General features: G+C 68.9%; 17 protein-coding genes and 1 pseudogene. 2 read left to right on the forward strand and 16 right to left on the reverse strand.

From position 1 onward, the window contains the following. From rpsC to AB0H87_RS08530, 14 genes and pseudogenes are all read right to left on the reverse strand, one after another. On the reverse strand, nt 1–813 hold an 813-nt coding region (rpsC, locus tag AB0H87_RS08465), incomplete at its 3' end, for a 30S ribosomal protein S3 (protein ID WP_360141712.1). A 185-nt stretch (nt 814–998) separates the two neighbouring features. Beyond that, nucleotides 999–1433, reverse strand: a pseudogene (gene rplV, locus AB0H87_RS08470) (50S ribosomal protein L22); the annotation flags it as partial. 35 nt (nt 1434–1468) lie between these two features. Beyond that, nucleotides 1469–1750 (reverse strand): 30S ribosomal protein S19, encoded by a 282-nt coding sequence (gene rpsS, locus AB0H87_RS08475; protein WP_046567212.1) that lies wholly within the window; start codon nt 1748–1750, stop codon nt 1469–1471. A 6-nt stretch (nt 1751–1756) separates the two neighbouring features. Further along, the gene (gene rplB / locus AB0H87_RS08480; protein ID WP_360141715.1) at nt 1757–2596 is read right to left on the reverse strand and encodes a 50S ribosomal protein L2; all 840 of its coding nucleotides are present in this window, start codon (nt 2594–2596) and stop codon (nt 1757–1759) included. A gap of 12 nt (nt 2597–2608) precedes the next feature. Then, nucleotides 2609–2911, reverse strand: a complete 303-nt coding sequence (gene rplW, locus AB0H87_RS08485) for a 50S ribosomal protein L23 (protein ID WP_089244865.1) — start codon at nt 2909–2911, stop codon at nt 2609–2611. Continuing rightward, complete coding sequence (gene rplD / locus AB0H87_RS08490; protein ID WP_360141717.1) at nt 2911–3558, reverse strand: 50S ribosomal protein L4; 648 nt, start codon at nt 3556–3558, stop codon at nt 2911–2913. Before rplD ends, rplW begins: the two co-directional genes overlap by 1 nt. After that, complete coding sequence (gene rplC, locus AB0H87_RS08495; RefSeq protein ID WP_360141719.1) at nt 3558–4217, reverse strand: 50S ribosomal protein L3; 660 nt, start codon at nt 4215–4217, stop codon at nt 3558–3560. Before rplC ends, rplD begins: the two co-directional genes overlap by 1 nt. Before the next feature lie 13 nt (nt 4218–4230). Continuing rightward, nucleotides 4231–4539, reverse strand: coding sequence for a 30S ribosomal protein S10 (rpsJ, locus tag AB0H87_RS08500; protein ID WP_007073037.1), 309 nt, complete (start codon nt 4537–4539; stop codon nt 4231–4233). A 262-nt stretch (nt 4540–4801) separates the two neighbouring features. After that, nucleotides 4802–5995 (reverse strand): elongation factor Tu, encoded by a 1194-nt coding sequence (gene tuf / locus AB0H87_RS08505; RefSeq protein ID WP_278079229.1) that lies wholly within the window; start codon nt 5993–5995, stop codon nt 4802–4804. A gap of 113 nt (nt 5996–6108) precedes the next feature. Beyond that, nucleotides 6109–8205, reverse strand: coding sequence for an elongation factor G (gene fusA, locus AB0H87_RS08510; protein WP_360141722.1), 2097 nt, complete (start codon nt 8203–8205; stop codon nt 6109–6111). Between the two features lie 33 nt (nt 8206–8238). After that, nucleotides 8239–8712: a 30S ribosomal protein S7 gene (gene rpsG / locus AB0H87_RS08515; protein ID WP_203700023.1), complete on the reverse strand. Its 474-nt coding sequence runs from the start codon at nt 8710–8712 to the stop codon at nt 8239–8241. Between the two features lies 1 nt (nt 8713). Beyond that, complete coding sequence (rpsL, locus tag AB0H87_RS08520; RefSeq protein WP_014440718.1) at nt 8714–9088, reverse strand: 30S ribosomal protein S12; 375 nt, start codon at nt 9086–9088, stop codon at nt 8714–8716. Nucleotides 9089–9482: 394 nt separating this feature from the next. Then, a complete protein-coding gene (locus AB0H87_RS08525; protein ID WP_360141725.1) occupies nt 9483–9908 on the reverse strand; it encodes a hypothetical protein in 426 nt (141 codons plus the stop codon). Between the two features lie 120 nt (nt 9909–10028). After that, nucleotides 10029–10373 carry a hypothetical protein gene (locus AB0H87_RS08530; protein WP_360141727.1) on the reverse strand — a complete coding sequence of 115 codons (345 nt, stop codon included), beginning with the start codon at nt 10371–10373 and terminating at the stop codon, nt 10029–10031. Nucleotides 10374–10404: 31 nt separating this feature from the next. Here AB0H87_RS08530 and AB0H87_RS08535 point away from each other — a divergent pair, with 31 nt between their 5' ends. Beyond that, the gene (locus AB0H87_RS08535) at nt 10405–11100 is read left to right on the forward strand and encodes an APH(3') family aminoglycoside O-phosphotransferase (protein ID WP_360141729.1); all 696 of its coding nucleotides are present in this window, start codon (nt 10405–10407) and stop codon (nt 11098–11100) included. A 216-nt stretch (nt 11101–11316) separates the two neighbouring features. Beyond that, nucleotides 11317–12267, forward strand: coding sequence for a hypothetical protein (locus tag AB0H87_RS08540; protein ID WP_360141731.1), 951 nt, complete (start codon nt 11317–11319; stop codon nt 12265–12267). On the opposite strand, the gene AB0H87_RS08545 is transcribed toward AB0H87_RS08540, so the two are convergent. After that, nucleotides 12230–12787, reverse strand: coding sequence for an AAA family ATPase (locus AB0H87_RS08545; protein ID WP_360141733.1), 558 nt, complete (start codon nt 12785–12787; stop codon nt 12230–12232). The two genes, AB0H87_RS08540 and AB0H87_RS08545, sit on opposite strands and share 38 nt — an antisense overlap. Before the next feature lie 62 nt (nt 12788–12849). Then, on the reverse strand, nt 12850–16740 hold the full coding sequence (locus AB0H87_RS08550) for a DNA-directed RNA polymerase subunit beta' (protein ID WP_360141735.1): 3891 nt from the start codon (nt 16738–16740) through the stop codon (nt 12850–12852). Nucleotides 16741–16771: the final 31 nt, after the last annotated feature.

Here is a 16771-nt window from a genome sequence, read left to right on the forward strand (position 1 = left end):
GGCCGGCGCCGCGGGAGCGCCACCGGCGGCCTCGGCCTGGGCAGCCTGCTGGGCTGCCCGACCGGCCTCGGTGCCGCCGGCAGTCGTGCCGGACGAGCCGGAACGGCCGCGGCGCGGACGCTCGGGACGGTCGCCCCGCTCGCGGCGGGGACGCGGCGCGCCGGCCTCGGCCGGAGCCTCCCGGCCCGGAACGGCGTCGCCCTTGTAGATCCAGACCTTCACGCCGATGCGGCCGAACGTGGTGCGGGCCTCGAAGAACCCGTACTCGATGTTCGCGCGCAGCGTGTGCAGCGGGACCCGACCCTCGCGGTAGAACTCGGTGCGGCTCATCTCGGCGCCGCCGAGGCGGCCGGAGACCTGCACCCGGATGCCCTTGACGACCGGGTTCTTCATCGCCGACTGCATGGCCTTGCGCATCGCCCGGCGGAAGCTGACCCGGCTCGACAGCTGCTCGGCCACGCCCTGCGCGACGAGCTGAGCGTCGGACTCGGGGCTCTTCACCTCGAGGATGTTGAGCTGCACCTGCTTGCCGGTGAGCTTCTCGAGCTCGCCGCGGATCCGGTCGGCCTCCGCACCCTTACGGCCGATGACGATGCCCGGCCGGGCGGTGTGGATGTCGACGCGGACCCGGTCGCGGGTGCGCTCGATGTCGACCTTGGAAATGCCCGCGCGCTCCAGGCCCTTGGACATCATCCGGCGGATCTTGACGTCCTCCGCGATGTAGTCCTTGTAGAGCTTGTCCGCGTACCAGCGGGACTTCCAGTCGGTCGAGATGCCGAGCCGGAACCCGTGCGGGTGAACCTTCTGACCCATTACTCGGTCCCCTCCTCGGCGGTCTCGTCCGCCTTGACGTTCTCGCCCTGCGAGGACGCCGTCGCCTTGGTCTCCGTCGCCTTCGTGGCCTTGGTCGCCTTCGTGGCCTTGGTGGCCTTCTTAGCGGCCTTCTTCGCCGGCGCCGGCTGCTCCTCGGCCGCGGTCGCCTCGGTGGTCTCCTCCGTGGCCTCCGTCGCCGGCGCGGCCTTGGCGGCCTTCTTGGCCGGCGCGGCCTTCTTGCCCGGACGCTGTGCCGGAGCCACGGCCTCGACCGCCACGGTGATGTGGCAGGTGCGCTTGCGGATCCGGTACGCGCGGCCCTGGGCCCGCGGCCGGAACCGCTTCATGGTCGGGCCCTCGTCGACGAACGCCTCGCTGACGAGCAACGCGTCGGGGTCCAGCCGCTCGTTGTTCTCCGCGTTGGCGATCGCGCTGGCGAGCACCTTGTAGACCTGCTCGCTCGCCGACTGCGGAGCGAACTGGAGCACCGTGAGCGCCTCCTTCGCGGGCAGACCGCGGACGAGGTTGACCACTCGGCGCGCCTTGTTCGGCGAGATGCGCACGTGGCGCGCAACCGCCCGCGCGCCCGGAAGCGCCGGAGCGTCGCCCTTGACTGGCATCGCTGTAACCCCTCTGATCCTCTATCTGCACCGCGTCAGCGGCGGCGGCTCTTCCGGTCGTCCTTCTCGTGACCCTTGAACGTGCGGGTCAGCGCGAACTCGCCGAGCTTGTGCCCGACCATCGCCTCGGTGACGAACACCGGGACGTGCTTGCGGCCGTCGTGCACGGCGATCGTGTGCCCGAGCATCTCGGGGATGATCGTGGAACGGCGCGACCAGGTCTTGATGACGTTCTTGGAACCCTTGTCGTTCTGCGTCTCCACCTTCTTGATCAGGTGGTCGTCGACGAACGGGCCCTTCTTGAGGCTGCGTGGCATCTGCGGTTAACCCCGCTTCCGGTTGGCGTAACGACGGCGGACGATCAGCTTGTCGCTCTCCTGGCCCTTGCGACGGGTGCGGCCCTCGGGCTTACCCCACGGGTTGACCGGGTGGCGACCACCGGACGTCTTGCCCTCACCACCACCGTGCGGGTGGTCGATCGGGTTCATCGCGACACCACGGACGGTCGGGCGCTTGCCCTTCCACCGCATGCGGCCGGCCTTGCCCCAGTTGATGTTCGACTGGTCGGCGTTGCCGATCTCGCCGACGGTCGCGCGGCAGCGCACGTCGACCCGGCGGATCTCGCCCGAGGGCATCCGCAGCGTCGCGTACTGGCCCTCGCGGCCGAGCAGCTGGATGCCGACGCCGGCCGAGCGGGCCAGCTTGGCGCCGCCGCCGGGACGCAGCTCCACGCCGTGCACCTGGGTGCCGACCGGGATGTTGCGCAGCGGCAGGTTGTTGCCGGGCTTGATGTCGGCCGTCGGGCCGGACTCGACCGCGTCGCCCTGCTTCAGGTCCTTCGGCGCGATGATGTAGCGCTTCTCGCCGTCGGCGTAGTGCAGCAGCGCGATCCGCGCGGTGCGGTTCGGGTCGTACTCGATGTGCGCGACCTTGGCCGGCACGCCGTCCTTGTCAACCCGCTTGAAGTCGATGATCCGGTACTGACGCTTGTGGCCGCCGCCCTGGTGCCGGGTGGTGATCCGGCCGTGAGCGTTGCGCCCGCCCTTCTTCGGCAGCGGGGCCAGCAGCGACTTCTCCGGCGTCGACCGGGTGATCTCAGCGAAGTCGGCGACGCTGGAGCCACGCCGGCCCGGCGTCGTCGGCTTGTACTTACGGATAGCCATTGTCTATACCCCTCAGCTGACCGGGCCGCCGAAGGCCTCGATGCGGTCGCCCTCAGCCAGCTTCACCATCGCGCGCTTGGTGTCCTTGCGCTTGCCCCAACCGGTGCGGGTGCGCTTGCGCTTGCCCTCACGGTTGAGCGTGTTGACGGTCAGGACGCGGACGTTGAAGATCTGCTGGATAGCGATCTTGATCTGCGTCTTGTTCGCATCCGGGTGCACGAGGAACGTGTACCAGTTGCGGTTCAGCTCGCTGTAGCTCTTCTCCGAGACGATCGGCGCGACGATGATGTCGCGCGGATCCGCGATGGTCGCCATCAGTTCTCCTCCTGCGCGGCCTCGGCCGGCACGCCCAGGAAGTCCTCCAGGGCGTCCTTGGTGAAGACCACGTCGTCGGCCACCAACACGTCGTACGTGTTGAGCTGGCCGGCCTCGATCAGGTGCACCCGCGGCTCGTTGCGCAGCGAGAGCCAGTTGAGCTCGTCGCTCGCGGTGAGCACGACGAGCACGCGCTTGGCCTCGGTGATCTTGGCCAGCGTGGTCAGGGCGCCCTTGGTCGACGGCGTCTCACCGGAGACGAACGCGTCGACGACGTGCACCTGGCCGGAGCGCGCCCGGTCGGAGAGGGCGCCACGCAGGGCGGCGGCCTTCATCTTCTTGGGGGTCCGCTGGCTGTAGTCACGCGGGACCGGGCCGTGCACCACGCCACCGCCGGTGAACTGCGGTGCGCGCAGCGAGCCCTGCCGGGCGCGGCCGGTGCCCTTCTGCTTGTAGGGCTTCTTGCCGCCACCGCGAACCTCGCCGCGGGTCTTGGCCTTGTGCGTGCCCGCCCGGGCGGCGGCCAGCTGGGCCACCACGACCTGGTGCATCAGCGGGATGTTCGCCTGCACGTCGAAGATGTCGCCCGGCAGCTCGACCGAGCCGCCCTTGCCACCGTCGACGGTGATCACGTCGACCGAGGTCATCACGCACCACCCTTCGTGGCCAGCGTCTTGGCCGCGGAGCGGACCAGGATCAGCGCGCCCTTGGGGCCCGGGATGGCGCCCTTCACGAGCAGCAGGTTGTTCTCGGTGTCGACCGCCTGGACGGTCAGGTTCTGCACGGTGTAGCGGCGTCCGCCCATGCGGCCGGCCATCCGCACGCCCTTGAAGACGCGACCCGGGGTCGCGCAGGCGCCGATGGAGCCGGGCGAGCGGTGCTTGCGCTCGACACCGTGGCTCGCGCGCAGGCCGTGGAAGCCGTGCCGCTTCATGACGCCGGCGAAGCCCTTGCCCTTGGTGCGGCCGGTCACGTCGATCGTCGCGCCGGGCGCGAACGCGTCGACGGTGACCTCCTGGCCGGGCTCGTAGTCGCTCGCGTCGGTCGTGCGCAGCTCGACGATGTGCCGTCGCGGCGCGACGCCGGCCTTCGCGTAGTGACCGGCCTTCGGCTTGTTGGCCTTGCGCGGGTCGATCGCGCCGTAGGCGAGCTGCACGGCCGAGTAGCCGTCCTTGTCACCGGTGCGGACCTGGGTCACGACGCAGGGGCCGGCCTGGACCACGGTGACCGGGACGACGCGGTTGTTGTCCCAGACCTGGGTCATGCCGAGCTTGGCGCCCAGGATGCCCTTCACTTGCCTGTCCATGAGTTCGCAGTCCCTACAGCTTGATCTCGATGTCGACACCGGCCGGCAGGTCGAGGCGCATCAGCGAGTCGACCGTCTTCGGCGTCGGGTCGATGATGTCGATCAGCCGCTTGTGCGTGCGCATCTCGAAGTGCTCGCGCGAGTCCTTGTACTTGTGCGGCGAGCGGATGACGCAGAAACGGTTGATCTCCGTGGGCAGCGGCACCGGGCCCGCGACCTGCGCCCCGGTGCGGGTCACCGTCTCGACGATCTTGCGCGCCGACGAGTCGACGACCTCGTGGTCGTAGGCCTTGAGCCGGATGCGGATCTTCTGTCCCGCCATGGTGGCTTCTGTTCCTTCTCTCGATGCCGCTCTTGTCGTGGGTTTGACCCCACTCCTCCGACCCCCGCGGTCGGGCGTGTCGCGCCCTGTGGCCAGGCTCCGCCGCAAAGCGGCGGTGTCCTATCGGGGGCCGGGCACCTCTAAAACGAGGCGCCACGCGCGAGGGTGGCTGCAAGCCCAGGGGCAAGCAGCCACCCGTCGCGTACGCAACCTGACTAGTATGCCGGATCGCCTCCGGCAGGTCTAATCGGGGTTACCTGATTTACTTGATGATCTTCGTGACGCGACCGGCGCCGACCGTACGGCCACCCTCACGGATCGCGAACTTGAGGTTCTCGTCCATGGCGATGGGCTGGATCAGCTTGACGGTCATCGTGGTGTTGTCGCCCGGCATGACCATCTCGGTGCCCTCAGGCAGCGTGACGACGCCGGTGACGTCCGTGGTCCGGAAGTAGAACTGCGGACGGTAGTTCTGGAAGAACGGGGTGTGCCGGCCGCCCTCCTCCTTGGAGAGGATGTAGACCGTCGCCTCGAACTCCGTGTGCGGGGTCGAGGTGCCCGGCTTCACGACCACCATGCCGCGCTCGACGTCCTCGCGCTTGATGCCGCGCAGCAGCAGACCGACGTTCTCGCCCGCACGGGCCTCGTCGAGCAGCTTGCGGAACATCTCGATGCCGGTGCAGACCGTCTTCATCGACTTCTCCTTGATGCCGACGATCTCCACCTCCTCGTTGGGCTTGAGGACGCCGCGCTCCGCGCGACCGGTCACGACCGTGCCACGACCGGTGATCGTGAAGACGTCCTCGATGGGCATGAGGAACGGCTTCTCGGTCTCACGCTCGGGCTGCGGGATCGCGGTGTCGACCGCGTTCATCAGCTCCATGAGCTTGTCGGTCCACTCGGGGTCACCCTCGAGGGCCTTGAGCGCCGAGACGCGCACGACCGGCAGGTCGTCGCCCGGGTACTCCTGGGCCGACAGCAGCTCGCGGACCTCGAGCTCGACCAGCTCGAGCAGCTCCTCGTCGTCGACCATGTCGCTCTTGTTGAGCGCCACGACGATGTACGGAACGCCGACCTGGCGAGCCAGCAGCACGTGCTCGCGGGTCTGCGGCATCGGGCCGTCGGTCGCCGCGACCACCAGGATCGCGCCGTCCATCTGCGCGGCACCGGTGATCATGTTCTTGATGTAGTCGGCGTGACCGGGGCAGTCGACGTGCGCGTAGTGCCGCGCCTCGGTCTGGTACTCGACGTGCGCGATCGAGATCGTGATACCGCGGGCCTTCTCCTCCGGCGCCTTGTCGATCTCGTCGAACGGCGTGTAAGGGTTCACGTCCGGGTACCGGTCGTGCAGGACCTTGGTGATGGCCGCGGTCAGCGTCGTCTTCCCGTGGTCGATGTGACCAATGGTGCCGATGTTGACGTGCGGCTTAGTCCGCTCGAACTTCGCCTTCGCCACTGGTGTCCTCCTCAAGGACTTCTTGTTCCGTGCGTCCTCGGCACCCTACGGCACCGACGACACTGTCCACTTTGTGGGTGCTGGGACGATGAAGTCCCAGCACCCTCACACAGCTATTCGCCGGTTGCCTTGGCGATGATCTCCTTCGCGACGTTCTGCGGAACCTCGGCGTAGGAGTCGAACTGCATGCTGTAGCTCGCCCGGCCCTGGGTCTTGGACCGCAGGTCACCGACGTAGCCGAACATCTCCGACAGCGGCACCAGGGCCCGGACGACGCGAGCGCCGGAGCGCTCCTCCATCGCCTGGATGATGCCGCGGCGGGAGTTCAGGTCGCCGATCACGTCGCCCATGTTCTCCTCGGGCGTGGTGACCTCGACCGACATCATCGGCTCGAGCAGCGCCGGGTCGGCCTTGCGGGCCGCTTCCTTGAGCGCCATCGAACCGGCGATCTTGAACGCCATTTCCGACGAGTCGACCTCGTGGTACTGGCCGTCGACCAGCGTCAGCTTGACGCCGACCAGCGGGTAGCCGGCCAGGATGCCGTACTGCATGGCGTCCTGGGCGCCGGCGTCCACGGAGGGGATGAACTCCCTCGGGATCCGGCCACCGGTGACCGCGTTGGCGAACTCGTAGGTCGGTGCGTCGTTGTCGAGCGGCAACGGCTCGAGGCTGATGATCACCCGCGCGTACTGGCCGGAGCCACCCGTCTGCTTCTTGTGGGTGTACTCGACCTTCTCCACCTTGCGGCGGATGGTCTCGCGGTAGGCCACCTGCGGCTTGCCGATGTTGGCCTCGACGTTGAACTCGCGCCGCATCCGGTCGACCAGGATGTCGAGGTGCAGCTCGCCCATGCCGGCGATGACCGTCTGCCCGGTCTCCTCGTCGTTGAAGACGCGGAAGGTCGGGTCCTCCTCCGCCAGGCGCTGGATCGCGGTGCCCAGCTTCTCCTGGTCGGACTTGGTCTTCGGCTCGATCGCGACCTGGATGACCGGCTCCGGGAACGTCATCGACTCCAGGATGACCGCGTTCGCCGGGTCCGACAGCGTGTCGCCGGTGGTGGTCTGCTTGAGACCCTGCACGGCGATGATGTCGCCAGCCTGCGCCGTCCCGCGCTCTTCGCGCTTGTTGGCGTGCATCTGGTAGATCTTGCCGATCCGCTCCTTGCGGTCCTTGGTCGAGTTGATGACCTGCGAACCGGAGTCGATCGTGCCGGAGTAGACCCGGACGTAGGTGAGCTTGCCCAGGTGCTTGTCCGTCTGGATCTTGAACGCGAGCGCCGAGAACGGCTCCGTGTTCGACGGCTTGCGCTGGAGCGGGGTCTCACCGTCGGTCGCCACACCCTCGACGGCCGGGATGTCCAGCGGCGAGGGCAGGTAGTCCACGACCGCGTCGAGCATGGGCTGGACGCCCTTGTTCTTGAAGGCCGAACCGGTCAGCACCGGGTTGGCCTTGCCCGCGATCGTGGCGCGGCGGATGCCGGCCTTGAGGTCCTCGACGGTGAGCTCGTCACCCTCGAGGTACTTCTCGGTGATGGTGTCGTCGACGTCCGCGAGGGTCTCGATGAGCTTCTCGCGCCACTCGGCGGCCTGGTCGGCGAGCTCGGCCGGGATCTCCTCGACCGCGTAGTCCTCACCCTTCTGGGTCTCGCCACGCCAGGTGAGCGCGCGCATCCCGATCAGGTCGACGACGCCGATGAAGTCGGCCTCGCTACCGATCGGGATCTGCAGGACCAGCGGAGTCGCGTTGAGCCGGTCGATCATCATCTGCACGCAGCGGAAGAAGTCGGCACCGGTCCGGTCGAGCTTGTTGACGAAGCACATCCGCGGAACGTTGTACTTGTCCGCCTGACGCCAGACGTTCTCGGTCTGCGGCTCCACGCCGGCGACACCGTCGTAGACCGCGACCGCGCCGTCCAGGACGCGCAGCGACCGCTCGACCTCGACCGTGAAGTCGACGTGGCCGGGCGTGTCGATGATCTGGATCGTGTGGCCCTTCCACTCACACTTCGTCGCAGCCGAAGTGATCGTGATGCCCCGCTCCTGCTCCTGCTCCATCCAGTCCATGACGGCAGCGCCCTCGTGGACCTCACCGATCTTGTACGTGATGCCGGTGTAGAACAGGATCCGCTCGGTGGTCGTGGTCTTACCAGCGTCGATATGCGCCATGATGCCGATGTTGCGTACCTTGGCGAGCGCGTCTGCGGCGGCCACTTCAATCCCTCTTCGTCGTCGTTCGGTGGGTGGTTACCACCGGTAGTGAGCGAAGGCCTTGTTGGACTCCGCCATCTTGTGCGTGTCCTCGCGTCGCTTCACCGCGGCACCGAGGCCGTTGCTGGCGTCGAGCAGCTCGTTCATGAGGCGCTCGACCATGGTCTTCTCCCGGCGGGCCTTCGAGTACTGCACCAGCCAGCGCAGACCGAGCGTGGTCTGGCGGGGCGCGCGCACCTCGATCGGCACCTGGTAGGTGGCGCCACCGACACGGCGGCTCTTCACCTCGATGGCCGGCTTCACGTTGTCCATCGCCCGCTTGAGGATGACGACGGGGTCGGTGCCGCCGCTCTTCTCACGGGCGCCCTCGAGCGCGCCGTACACGATGCGCTCGGCGAGCTGCCGCTTGCCGCGCAGCAGGATCTTGTTGACCAGCTGGGTCACCAGCGGGGAGTTGTAAACCGGGTCCGCGACCAGCGGACGGCGCGGAGCGGGTCCCTTACGCGGCATATCAGCTCTTCTCCTTCTTGGCGCCGTAGCGGCTGCGGGCCTGCTTGCGGTTGCGGACACCCTGGGTGTCGAGCGAGCCGCGCACGATCTTGTAACGCACGCCGGGAAGGTCCTTCACGCGGCCGCCACGCACGAGCACGATCGAGTGCTCCTGGAGGTTGTGGCCGACGCCGGGGATGTAGGCGGTCACCTCGATCTGGCTGCTGAGCTTGACGCGGGCGACCTTGCGCAGCGCCGAGTTCGGCTTCTTCGGGGTGGTGGTGTACACGCGGGTGCACACACCGCGCCGCTGAGGGCTGCCCTTCAGCGCCGGGGTCTTCGTCTTGCTCGTCTTCGCCTGCCGGCCCTTGCGGACCAGCTGCTGGATCGTTGGCACCGGGTTTTCCGCTCCCTTCGGCCGCTCTCCCGCGGCCGCGCCGTCGCCTCAACCGCCCGGGTGGACGGTTCTCCAACACTCCAACCGGGCCAGGTTCTCCCGGTACCCGCGGTCGGGCGTGTCGGCCTCTCCACGGTCCCCGTGCGCGCTGACGCGAGCCCGGGTTTTCTGCCATTGTTCGTGCTCACGCACTCGGCGGCTTGTCGCTGCCTGGCCAGAACGGTGCGCGCACGCACGGATTGCCCGGGCGAGCCCGGGCACGAAAGGAAAGAGTACCCATCGCGAGCGCGCAGGTCAAAACCCCTGTGACGACCGCGGTCGGCCCCTATCTCGGTCAATTGTAGCCGCTACCCCGGGCTACTGCCGAGCCAGGCGCTTTGCCCGGAAGGACCGCTTACACCGCCAACTGGAGGGCCAGCGCGGCGAAGAACGCGATCAAGGCGATCGCCAGCCCGACGATCCCGCAGACCACACCCGAGGTGGCCAGCCCCCGGCCCTGGAACCGCATCGACGCTGCCGGCCCGACCTGGCTGATCTGCCGCCGCCCGAGGACACCGAGCGCCACACCGGCCACACCGGCCGCGCCGGCCAGCACGGCGAACGCTCCCGCGGCCCAGGCACCCCAGCCGCTGTCGGCGCCGACCAGGCCGAAGCAGAGCACGACCAGGGAGACGACGATCGAGGCGATGCCCGCGACCAGGCTGCCGATGGCCAGCCCGGACGTCGCCGGCGGCACCTCGAGGTGGACGACGCCGAACGCCGTGCCCGCCACCGGGTCAACCCGCCGGGCCCGCTGCTGCGCGTCCGTCGGAGGCGGCACGGAGAGGGGTCTCGGGGGTTGATGGGGGTACGACGGTCCGCCAGGCTGCGCCACGCCCACGAGCATGCCATGCCGGGTCATCCACCCCGGCGCAGAGTTCGCCGAGGTTTCGTCCCGCCTTCAGTCGACGCCGGGGCCGAAGTCCTGCACGCCGGCCGGGTTGGCCGAGTTGAGGATGCCGATCACGGTCAGGATCACGACGGTGGCGATGCCGAGCATGAGGCCGATCCAGGCGAGCCGCTCACCACGGTGCAGCCAGCCGCTGCCGGTCAGAAAGCCACGCGAGGCGTACGCCTCGCGGCGCGCCTGGCGGGCGATCAGCAGTGCGATGGTGGCGGGCACGATGCCGCCGACGAACACACCGGTGACGGCCGCGAGCAGCCCGAGCCCGAACACCGCGACGGCCTTGGTCGACCGCACCGGATCTGGATCGAGCGGATGCCGCAGCGCCTCCGTGGGTTGCACGAACCTGACCCTATCCGCCCACGATGACCACGTGACCAAATGGCTACCGGTGACCACCGGCAAGTCGGGCGCCCACGTCTGGCGCGGCCCCGACGCCTACCGCAAGGAGGGCGATCCCGCGGAGATCGCCGCGGAGGCCAACCGGCTGACCTGGCTCGCCGCGCAGGGCTTTCCCTGCCCGGAGGTGCTCGAACACGCACCGGGCCGGCTGGTCACCCGCGCCCTGCCCGGCCGCCCCGCCGCGGCCGGCTCCCCCGACCTGGCCCCGGCCATCGGTGCGCTGCTCCGCACCCTCCACGAGCTGCCGGTCGCGGACTGCCCCTTCGACCGGCCCCTGCGCACCACGATCGCGCAGGCGGAGGCGAACGCCCGGGCCGGCACGGTCGACCTGACCGCCCTGGACCCGGCCCGGTCCGGGTGGTCCGCGACCCACCTGCTGCACGAGCTGCACCGCACGCGCCCGCAGGACGGGGAGGACCTGGTCGTCGGCCACGGCGACCCGTGCCTGCCGAACATCCTGGTCGACGAGCAGGGCCGCCCGACGGGCGTGGTCGACGTCTCCCGCCTGGGCGTGGCCGACCGCCACAACGACCTGGCCATCGCGACCAGAAACCTCACCGCCCGCTGGTCACCGGCCGCGGCGGCGGCCCTGCTGGCGGCCTACGGCCGCACCCACCCGGACCCGGCCAAGATCGCCTTCTACCGCCTGCTCGACGAGTTCTACTGACCCGACGTGACCCGGATCACACAAGACGACGGTCGATCCCGACACCCGGGTGTCCCTCCCCGGCCCCTGGCGCCGGCGCCACCCGCCGCATCGGGCCGGGTGAATGGGTACCTATCCGCGGCGCGATCCACCACCGCACCGGCGTCCTGAGGTCGCCGTCGCGCCCGCGCGCTCTTCACTCGACCCCTAGCATCTGCGCCACACGAGGGAGGGTCGATGGATCAGGACAAGCCGCTGCCACGCCGGCTCGACGCCACGCCGCAGGACCTCGACCGCGCGCGGGAGACGGCGCACGCGATCGCCGCGAAGATCACGGGCTGCGACCCCGGCACCATGGTGACCGCGGCGAGCATGTCGCACTACGTCTACATCGGACGCGACGTCGTCGTGAAACTGGTCGACGCCGGCGGCCACACCCGACTGGACCGGGAGATCGCGTTGGCGCCGCACCTCCCGACCGGCCTCGGCGCCCCGCTGATCGCCGACGGACGGGAGCCGCTGGGCACCTGCGCCGTCCGCTACGCCTGCTTCACCCGCGTGGCCGGCACATGCCCCGGCATCGGCCTGCCCGACGTCGACGCCGCCACGGCCGGCCGGTGGGCGGAGCAGGCCGTCCAGCGCCTGCACGAGCTGCACACGTGGAAACCCGTCGACGAGCCCGCGGACACCCTGCGCGGATCACCCGTGCACGAGGGTTTCGTGAGCCGCGACGCCCTGACCGCCGAGCTCGACCGCCTCGCCGCCACGAACCTGTCCCGCCACCTGCTCACCGGCTTGCGGGCGATCGCCGCGGACGCCCCACCGCACGCGCGCTACGACGTCCCGGTCCACGCGGACTGCGACTGGGACAACTGGCTGGCCGACGACGAAACCGTCACCCTGCTGGACTTCGAACGAGCCCGCTACGGCGAGCCCGCGGACGACTGGACTCTCCTGGCCGTCACCAGCGGCCCCCACCTGCACCTGGCCCTGGACGCCATCGCGAACACGACCGCCACGGACAGAGCAGAACTGCGGGCCGCCTGCGAGCTCCGCGACGCCGCCTTCATCGCGGAAGACCTCCGCAAGGCACTGGACCAGCCGGAGACACCCGCCTGGCTGCCGGAACGCATCCACGATCTCGAGGGCCTCATCGACGGCCGCCGCTGGTGGCGTCGCCCCCGTTGACGAACCCGACGATGGCAGCAATCCCCGGCACGTACCCGTCCGTGGTGTCGACCCTGATCTCCGGAACACCCAGCGCGACGCGCTCGAACTCCCCCACGACCCACTGCCCGTCGGCATGCGCCGACCGCCTGCGCCCACTCACCCGCCGCGCGGCCACATCGGCACCGACCTGACACTGGACGACCTTCACCTCGGCCAGCGGCAACAACGGCTCCACCCCCCGCCGCCAGAGCCGATCCTGAAAGGCAGCCTCGGCGACGACCGTCACCCCAGCAGCGACCAGCAGCCGCAAAGTGGCGAAGAAGGTCTCGTAGACCCGCCAGGCCACGTCGTCGCCGAGCGCGGGCACATAGTCCGGAATCCCATGAACCATGCCCTCCTTGATCTCGTCACGACACACAGCCGGACACCCCACCGCGGAAGCCAACGCATGCGCCAACGTCGTCTTCCCGCTCCCGGGCGGCCCACTGACGAGAACCAAAGTCGGAGCAGACACAGACCCCACCAAAGCAGAGAGCACCAAACGAAACGGGCGCCCTCCCCAAGCTGGGAGAGCGCCCGATCCGAGATGAACGACAGCGACTACCGGTAAGACCCGAAGTCGAAGTCGTCGAGCGGAACAGCCTGACCGCTGGCCGGCCCGAACCCGTAGTCGGTCTCGGGGTACCCGGTCATCGAGTAGACCTTGGCCTTCGCCTCCTCGGTCGGCTCGACCCGGACGTTGCGGTACTTGCTGATGCCCGTACCCGCCGGGATGAGCTTGCCGATGATCACGTTCTCCTTCAGGCCGATCAGCGAGTCGCTGCGGGCGTGGATCGCCGCGTCCGTCAGCACCCGGGTGGTCTCCTGGAAGGAGGCCGCCGACAGCCAGGAGTCCGTGGCCAGCGAGGCCTTGGTGATGCCCATCAGCACCGGACGGCCGGCCGCGGGCTCGCCGCCCTCGGACACGAGCCGGCGGTTCTCCGACTCGAACAGCGCCCGGTCGACCAGCACACCCGGCAGGAACTCGGTCGAGCCGGAGTCGATGACCGTCACCCGCTTGAGCATCTGGCGGATGATGATCTCGATGTGCTTGTCGTGGATGAGCACGCCCTGCGAGCGGTAGACCTCCTGGACCTCGTGGGTCAGGTGGACCTGGACCGCGCGCGGACCGAGGATGCGCAGGAGCTCGTGCGGGTCGATGGTGCCCTCGGTGAGCTTCTCGCCCACCTCGACGTGGGCACCGTCGGCCGCCCGGAGCTTGACGCGGCGGGACACCTTGTCGTGGACGATCTCGTCGCTGCCGTCGTCCGGCACGATGATGATCTTCCGCGAGCGCTCGCCGTCCTCGATCCGGATGCGACCGGGAGACTCCGCGATAGGCGCCTTGCCCTTGGGGACACGGGCCTCGAAGATCTCCTGGACACGCGGCAGACCCTGGGTGATGTCCTCACCCGCGACGCCACCGGTGTGGAAGGTACGCATCGTCAGCTGCGTACCCGGCTCACCGATCGACTGGGCGGCGATGATGCCGACCGCCTCGCCGACGTCCACGGTCTTACCGGTCGGCAGCGAACGGCCGTAGCAGGCCGCGCAGACGCCCAGCTTCGACTCGCAGGTCAGCACGCTGCGCACCCGCACGGTGTCGACACCGGCGGCCACGAGCTTGTCGACCAGGATCGAGTTGAGGTCGGCGCCCCGCTCGACCACGAGCGAGCCGTCGGCACCCTTGATGTCGTCGGCCAGCGTCCGGGCGTGCACACCGGTCTCGGCGTGCTCGTGGACCATCAGCTTGCCGTCGGGACCGGTGGTGCCGACCTGCATGGTGATCGCCCGGTCGGTGCCGCAGTCCTCCTCGCGGATGATGACGTCCTGCGAGACGTCCACCAGACGACGGGTCAGGTAACCCGAGTCGGCGGTACGCAGGGCGGTGTCGGCCAGACCCTTACGGGCACCGTGCGTGGAGATGAAGTACTCCAGCACGGACAGACCCTCCCGGTACGAGGCCTTGATCGGCCGCGGGATGATCTCGCCCTTCGGGTTGGCCACCAGGCCACGGATCGCGGCGATCTGGCGGAGCTGGAGGAGGTTACCGCGAGCACCCGAGTTGATCATCTTCCACAGCGGGTTCTCCTGCGGGAGTGCCGTCTCCATCTCCTTGGCGACCTCGTTCGTCGCCTTGGTCCAGATCTCGATCAGCTCGCCACGCCGCTCCTCCGCGGTCATCAGACCACGCTGGTACTGCTTGTCGATCTGCTCGGCCTCGCGCTCGTAACGCTCCAGGATCTCCCACTTGCGCGGGGGCTGGATGACGTCCTCCATGCCGATCGTCACGCCGGACCAGGTGGCCCAGTGGAAACCGGCCTCCTTGAGCCCGTCGAGGGTCGCGGCCAGCGCCACCTTCGGGAACCGCTCGGCGAGGTCGTTGACGATCGCCGAGAGCTGGCCCCGCCGGATCTCGTAGTTCACGAACCGGTAGCCCGGAGGCAGGGTCTCGTTGAACAGGATCCGGCCCAGGGTGGTGTCGACGGTCAGCTGCTGACCGGCCGTCCACTCCTCCGGGGCCTCCCACTTGGGCTGGCCGGCACCGTTGTCGACCTCCACCACGTTCTCGAGGCGGACCTTGATCGGCGCCTGCAGGTGCAGCTCGCCGTTGTCGAACGCCATCCGCGCCTCGGCGTCCGAGCTGAACGCCCGGCCCGCGCCCTTCTCCTCCGGGGAGAAGTGGGTGAGGTGGTAGAGGCCGATGACCATGTCCTGGGTGGGCATGGTGACGGGCTTGCCGTCGGCCGGCTTGAGGATGTTGTTCGACGACAGCATCAGGATCCGCGCCTCGGCCTGGGCCTCGGCGGACAGCGGCACGTGGACCGCCATCTGGTCACCGTCGAAGTCGGCGTTGAAGGCGGTGCAGACCAGCGGGTGGATCTGGATCGCCTTGCCCTCGACCAGCTGCGGCTCGAAGGCCTGGATGCCGAGGCGGTGCAGCGTCGGCGCGCGGTTGAGCAGCACCGGGTGCTCGCCGATGACCTCTTCGAGCACGTCCCACACGACCGGGCGCTGGCGCTCGACCATCCGCTTGGCGGACTTGATGTTCTGTGCGTGGTTGAGGTCGACGAGCCGCTTCATCACGAACGGCTTGAACAGCTCGAGCGCCATCTGCTTGGGCAGGCCGCACTGGTGGAGCTTGAGCTGCGGGCCGACGACGATGACCGAACGGCCGGAGTAGTCGACGCGCTTGCCGAGCAGGTTCTGCCGGAACCGGCCCTGCTTGCCCTTGAGCATGTCGGACAGCGACTTCAGCGGGCGGTTACCCGGGCCGGTGACCGGCCGGCCGCGGCGGCCGTTGTCGAACAGCGCGTCGACGGCCTCCTGCAGCATCCGCTTCTCGTTGTTGACGATGATCTCGGGCGCGCCCAGGTCGATCAGGCGCTTGAGCCGGTTGTTCCGGTTGATCACCCGGCGGTACAGGTCGTTCAGGTCGCTGGTGGCGAACCGGCCACCGTCGAGCTGGACCATCGGCCGCAGGTCCGGCGGGATCACCGGAACGCAGTCGAGCACCATGCCGAGCGGCGAGTTGCGGGTGTTGAGGAACGCCGCGACCACCTTGAGCCGCTTGAGCGCACGGATCTTCCGCTGGCCCTTGCCGCTGCGGATGATCTCGCGCAGCAGGTCGGCCTCGGCGTCGAGGTCCATGTTCTCCAGCAGGGCCTTGATCGCCTCTGCGCCCATGCCGCCGGTGAAGTACTCACCGAACCGGTCGCGCAGCTCGCGGTAGAGCAGCTCGTCGGTGACCAGCTGCTTCGGCTCCAGCTTGCGGAAAGTGTCGAGCACCTCGTCGAGGCGGTCGATCTCGCGCTGCGCCCGGTCGCGGATCTGGCGCATCTCGCGCTCTCCGCCCTCCTTGACCTTCCGGCGCACGTCGGCCTTGGCACCCTCGGCCTCCAGCTCGGCCAGGTCGGCCTCGAGCTTGGCGGCGCGACCCTCGACCGCGGAGTCCCGGCTGTTCTCGGACTGCCGCTTCTCGGCGAGGATCTCGTTCTCGATGGTGGACAGGTCGCGGTGGCGGGCCTCGGTGTCCACGGCGGTGACGACGTAGGACGCGAAGTAGATGATCTTCTCGAGGTCCTTGGGCGCGAGGTCGAGCAGGTAGCCGAGGCGGCTCGGCACGCCCTTGAAGTACCAGATGTGCGTCACGGACGCGGCCAGCTCGATGTGACCCATCCGCTCACGGCGGACCTTGGACCGGGTCACCTCGACGCCGCAGCGCTCACAGATGATGCCCTTGAACCGGACGCGCTTGTACTTACCGCAGTAGCACTCCCAGTCCCGCTGAGGACCGAAGATCTTCTCGCAGAAGAGCCCGTCCTTTTCCGGCTTCAGGGTGCGGTAGTTGATCGTCTCGGGCTTCTTGACCTCGCCGTGCGACCACTGACGGATGTCGTCAGCCGTGGCCAGGCCAATGCGCAGCTCGTCGAAGAAGTTGACGTCGAGCAATTTATGTCCCTCGAGTCTGTCGTTGCTTTAC

This window comes from Asanoa sp. NPDC050611, assembly GCF_040654855.1.
Taxonomy (GTDB): Bacteria; Actinomycetota; Actinomycetes; order Mycobacteriales; family Micromonosporaceae; genus Asanoa.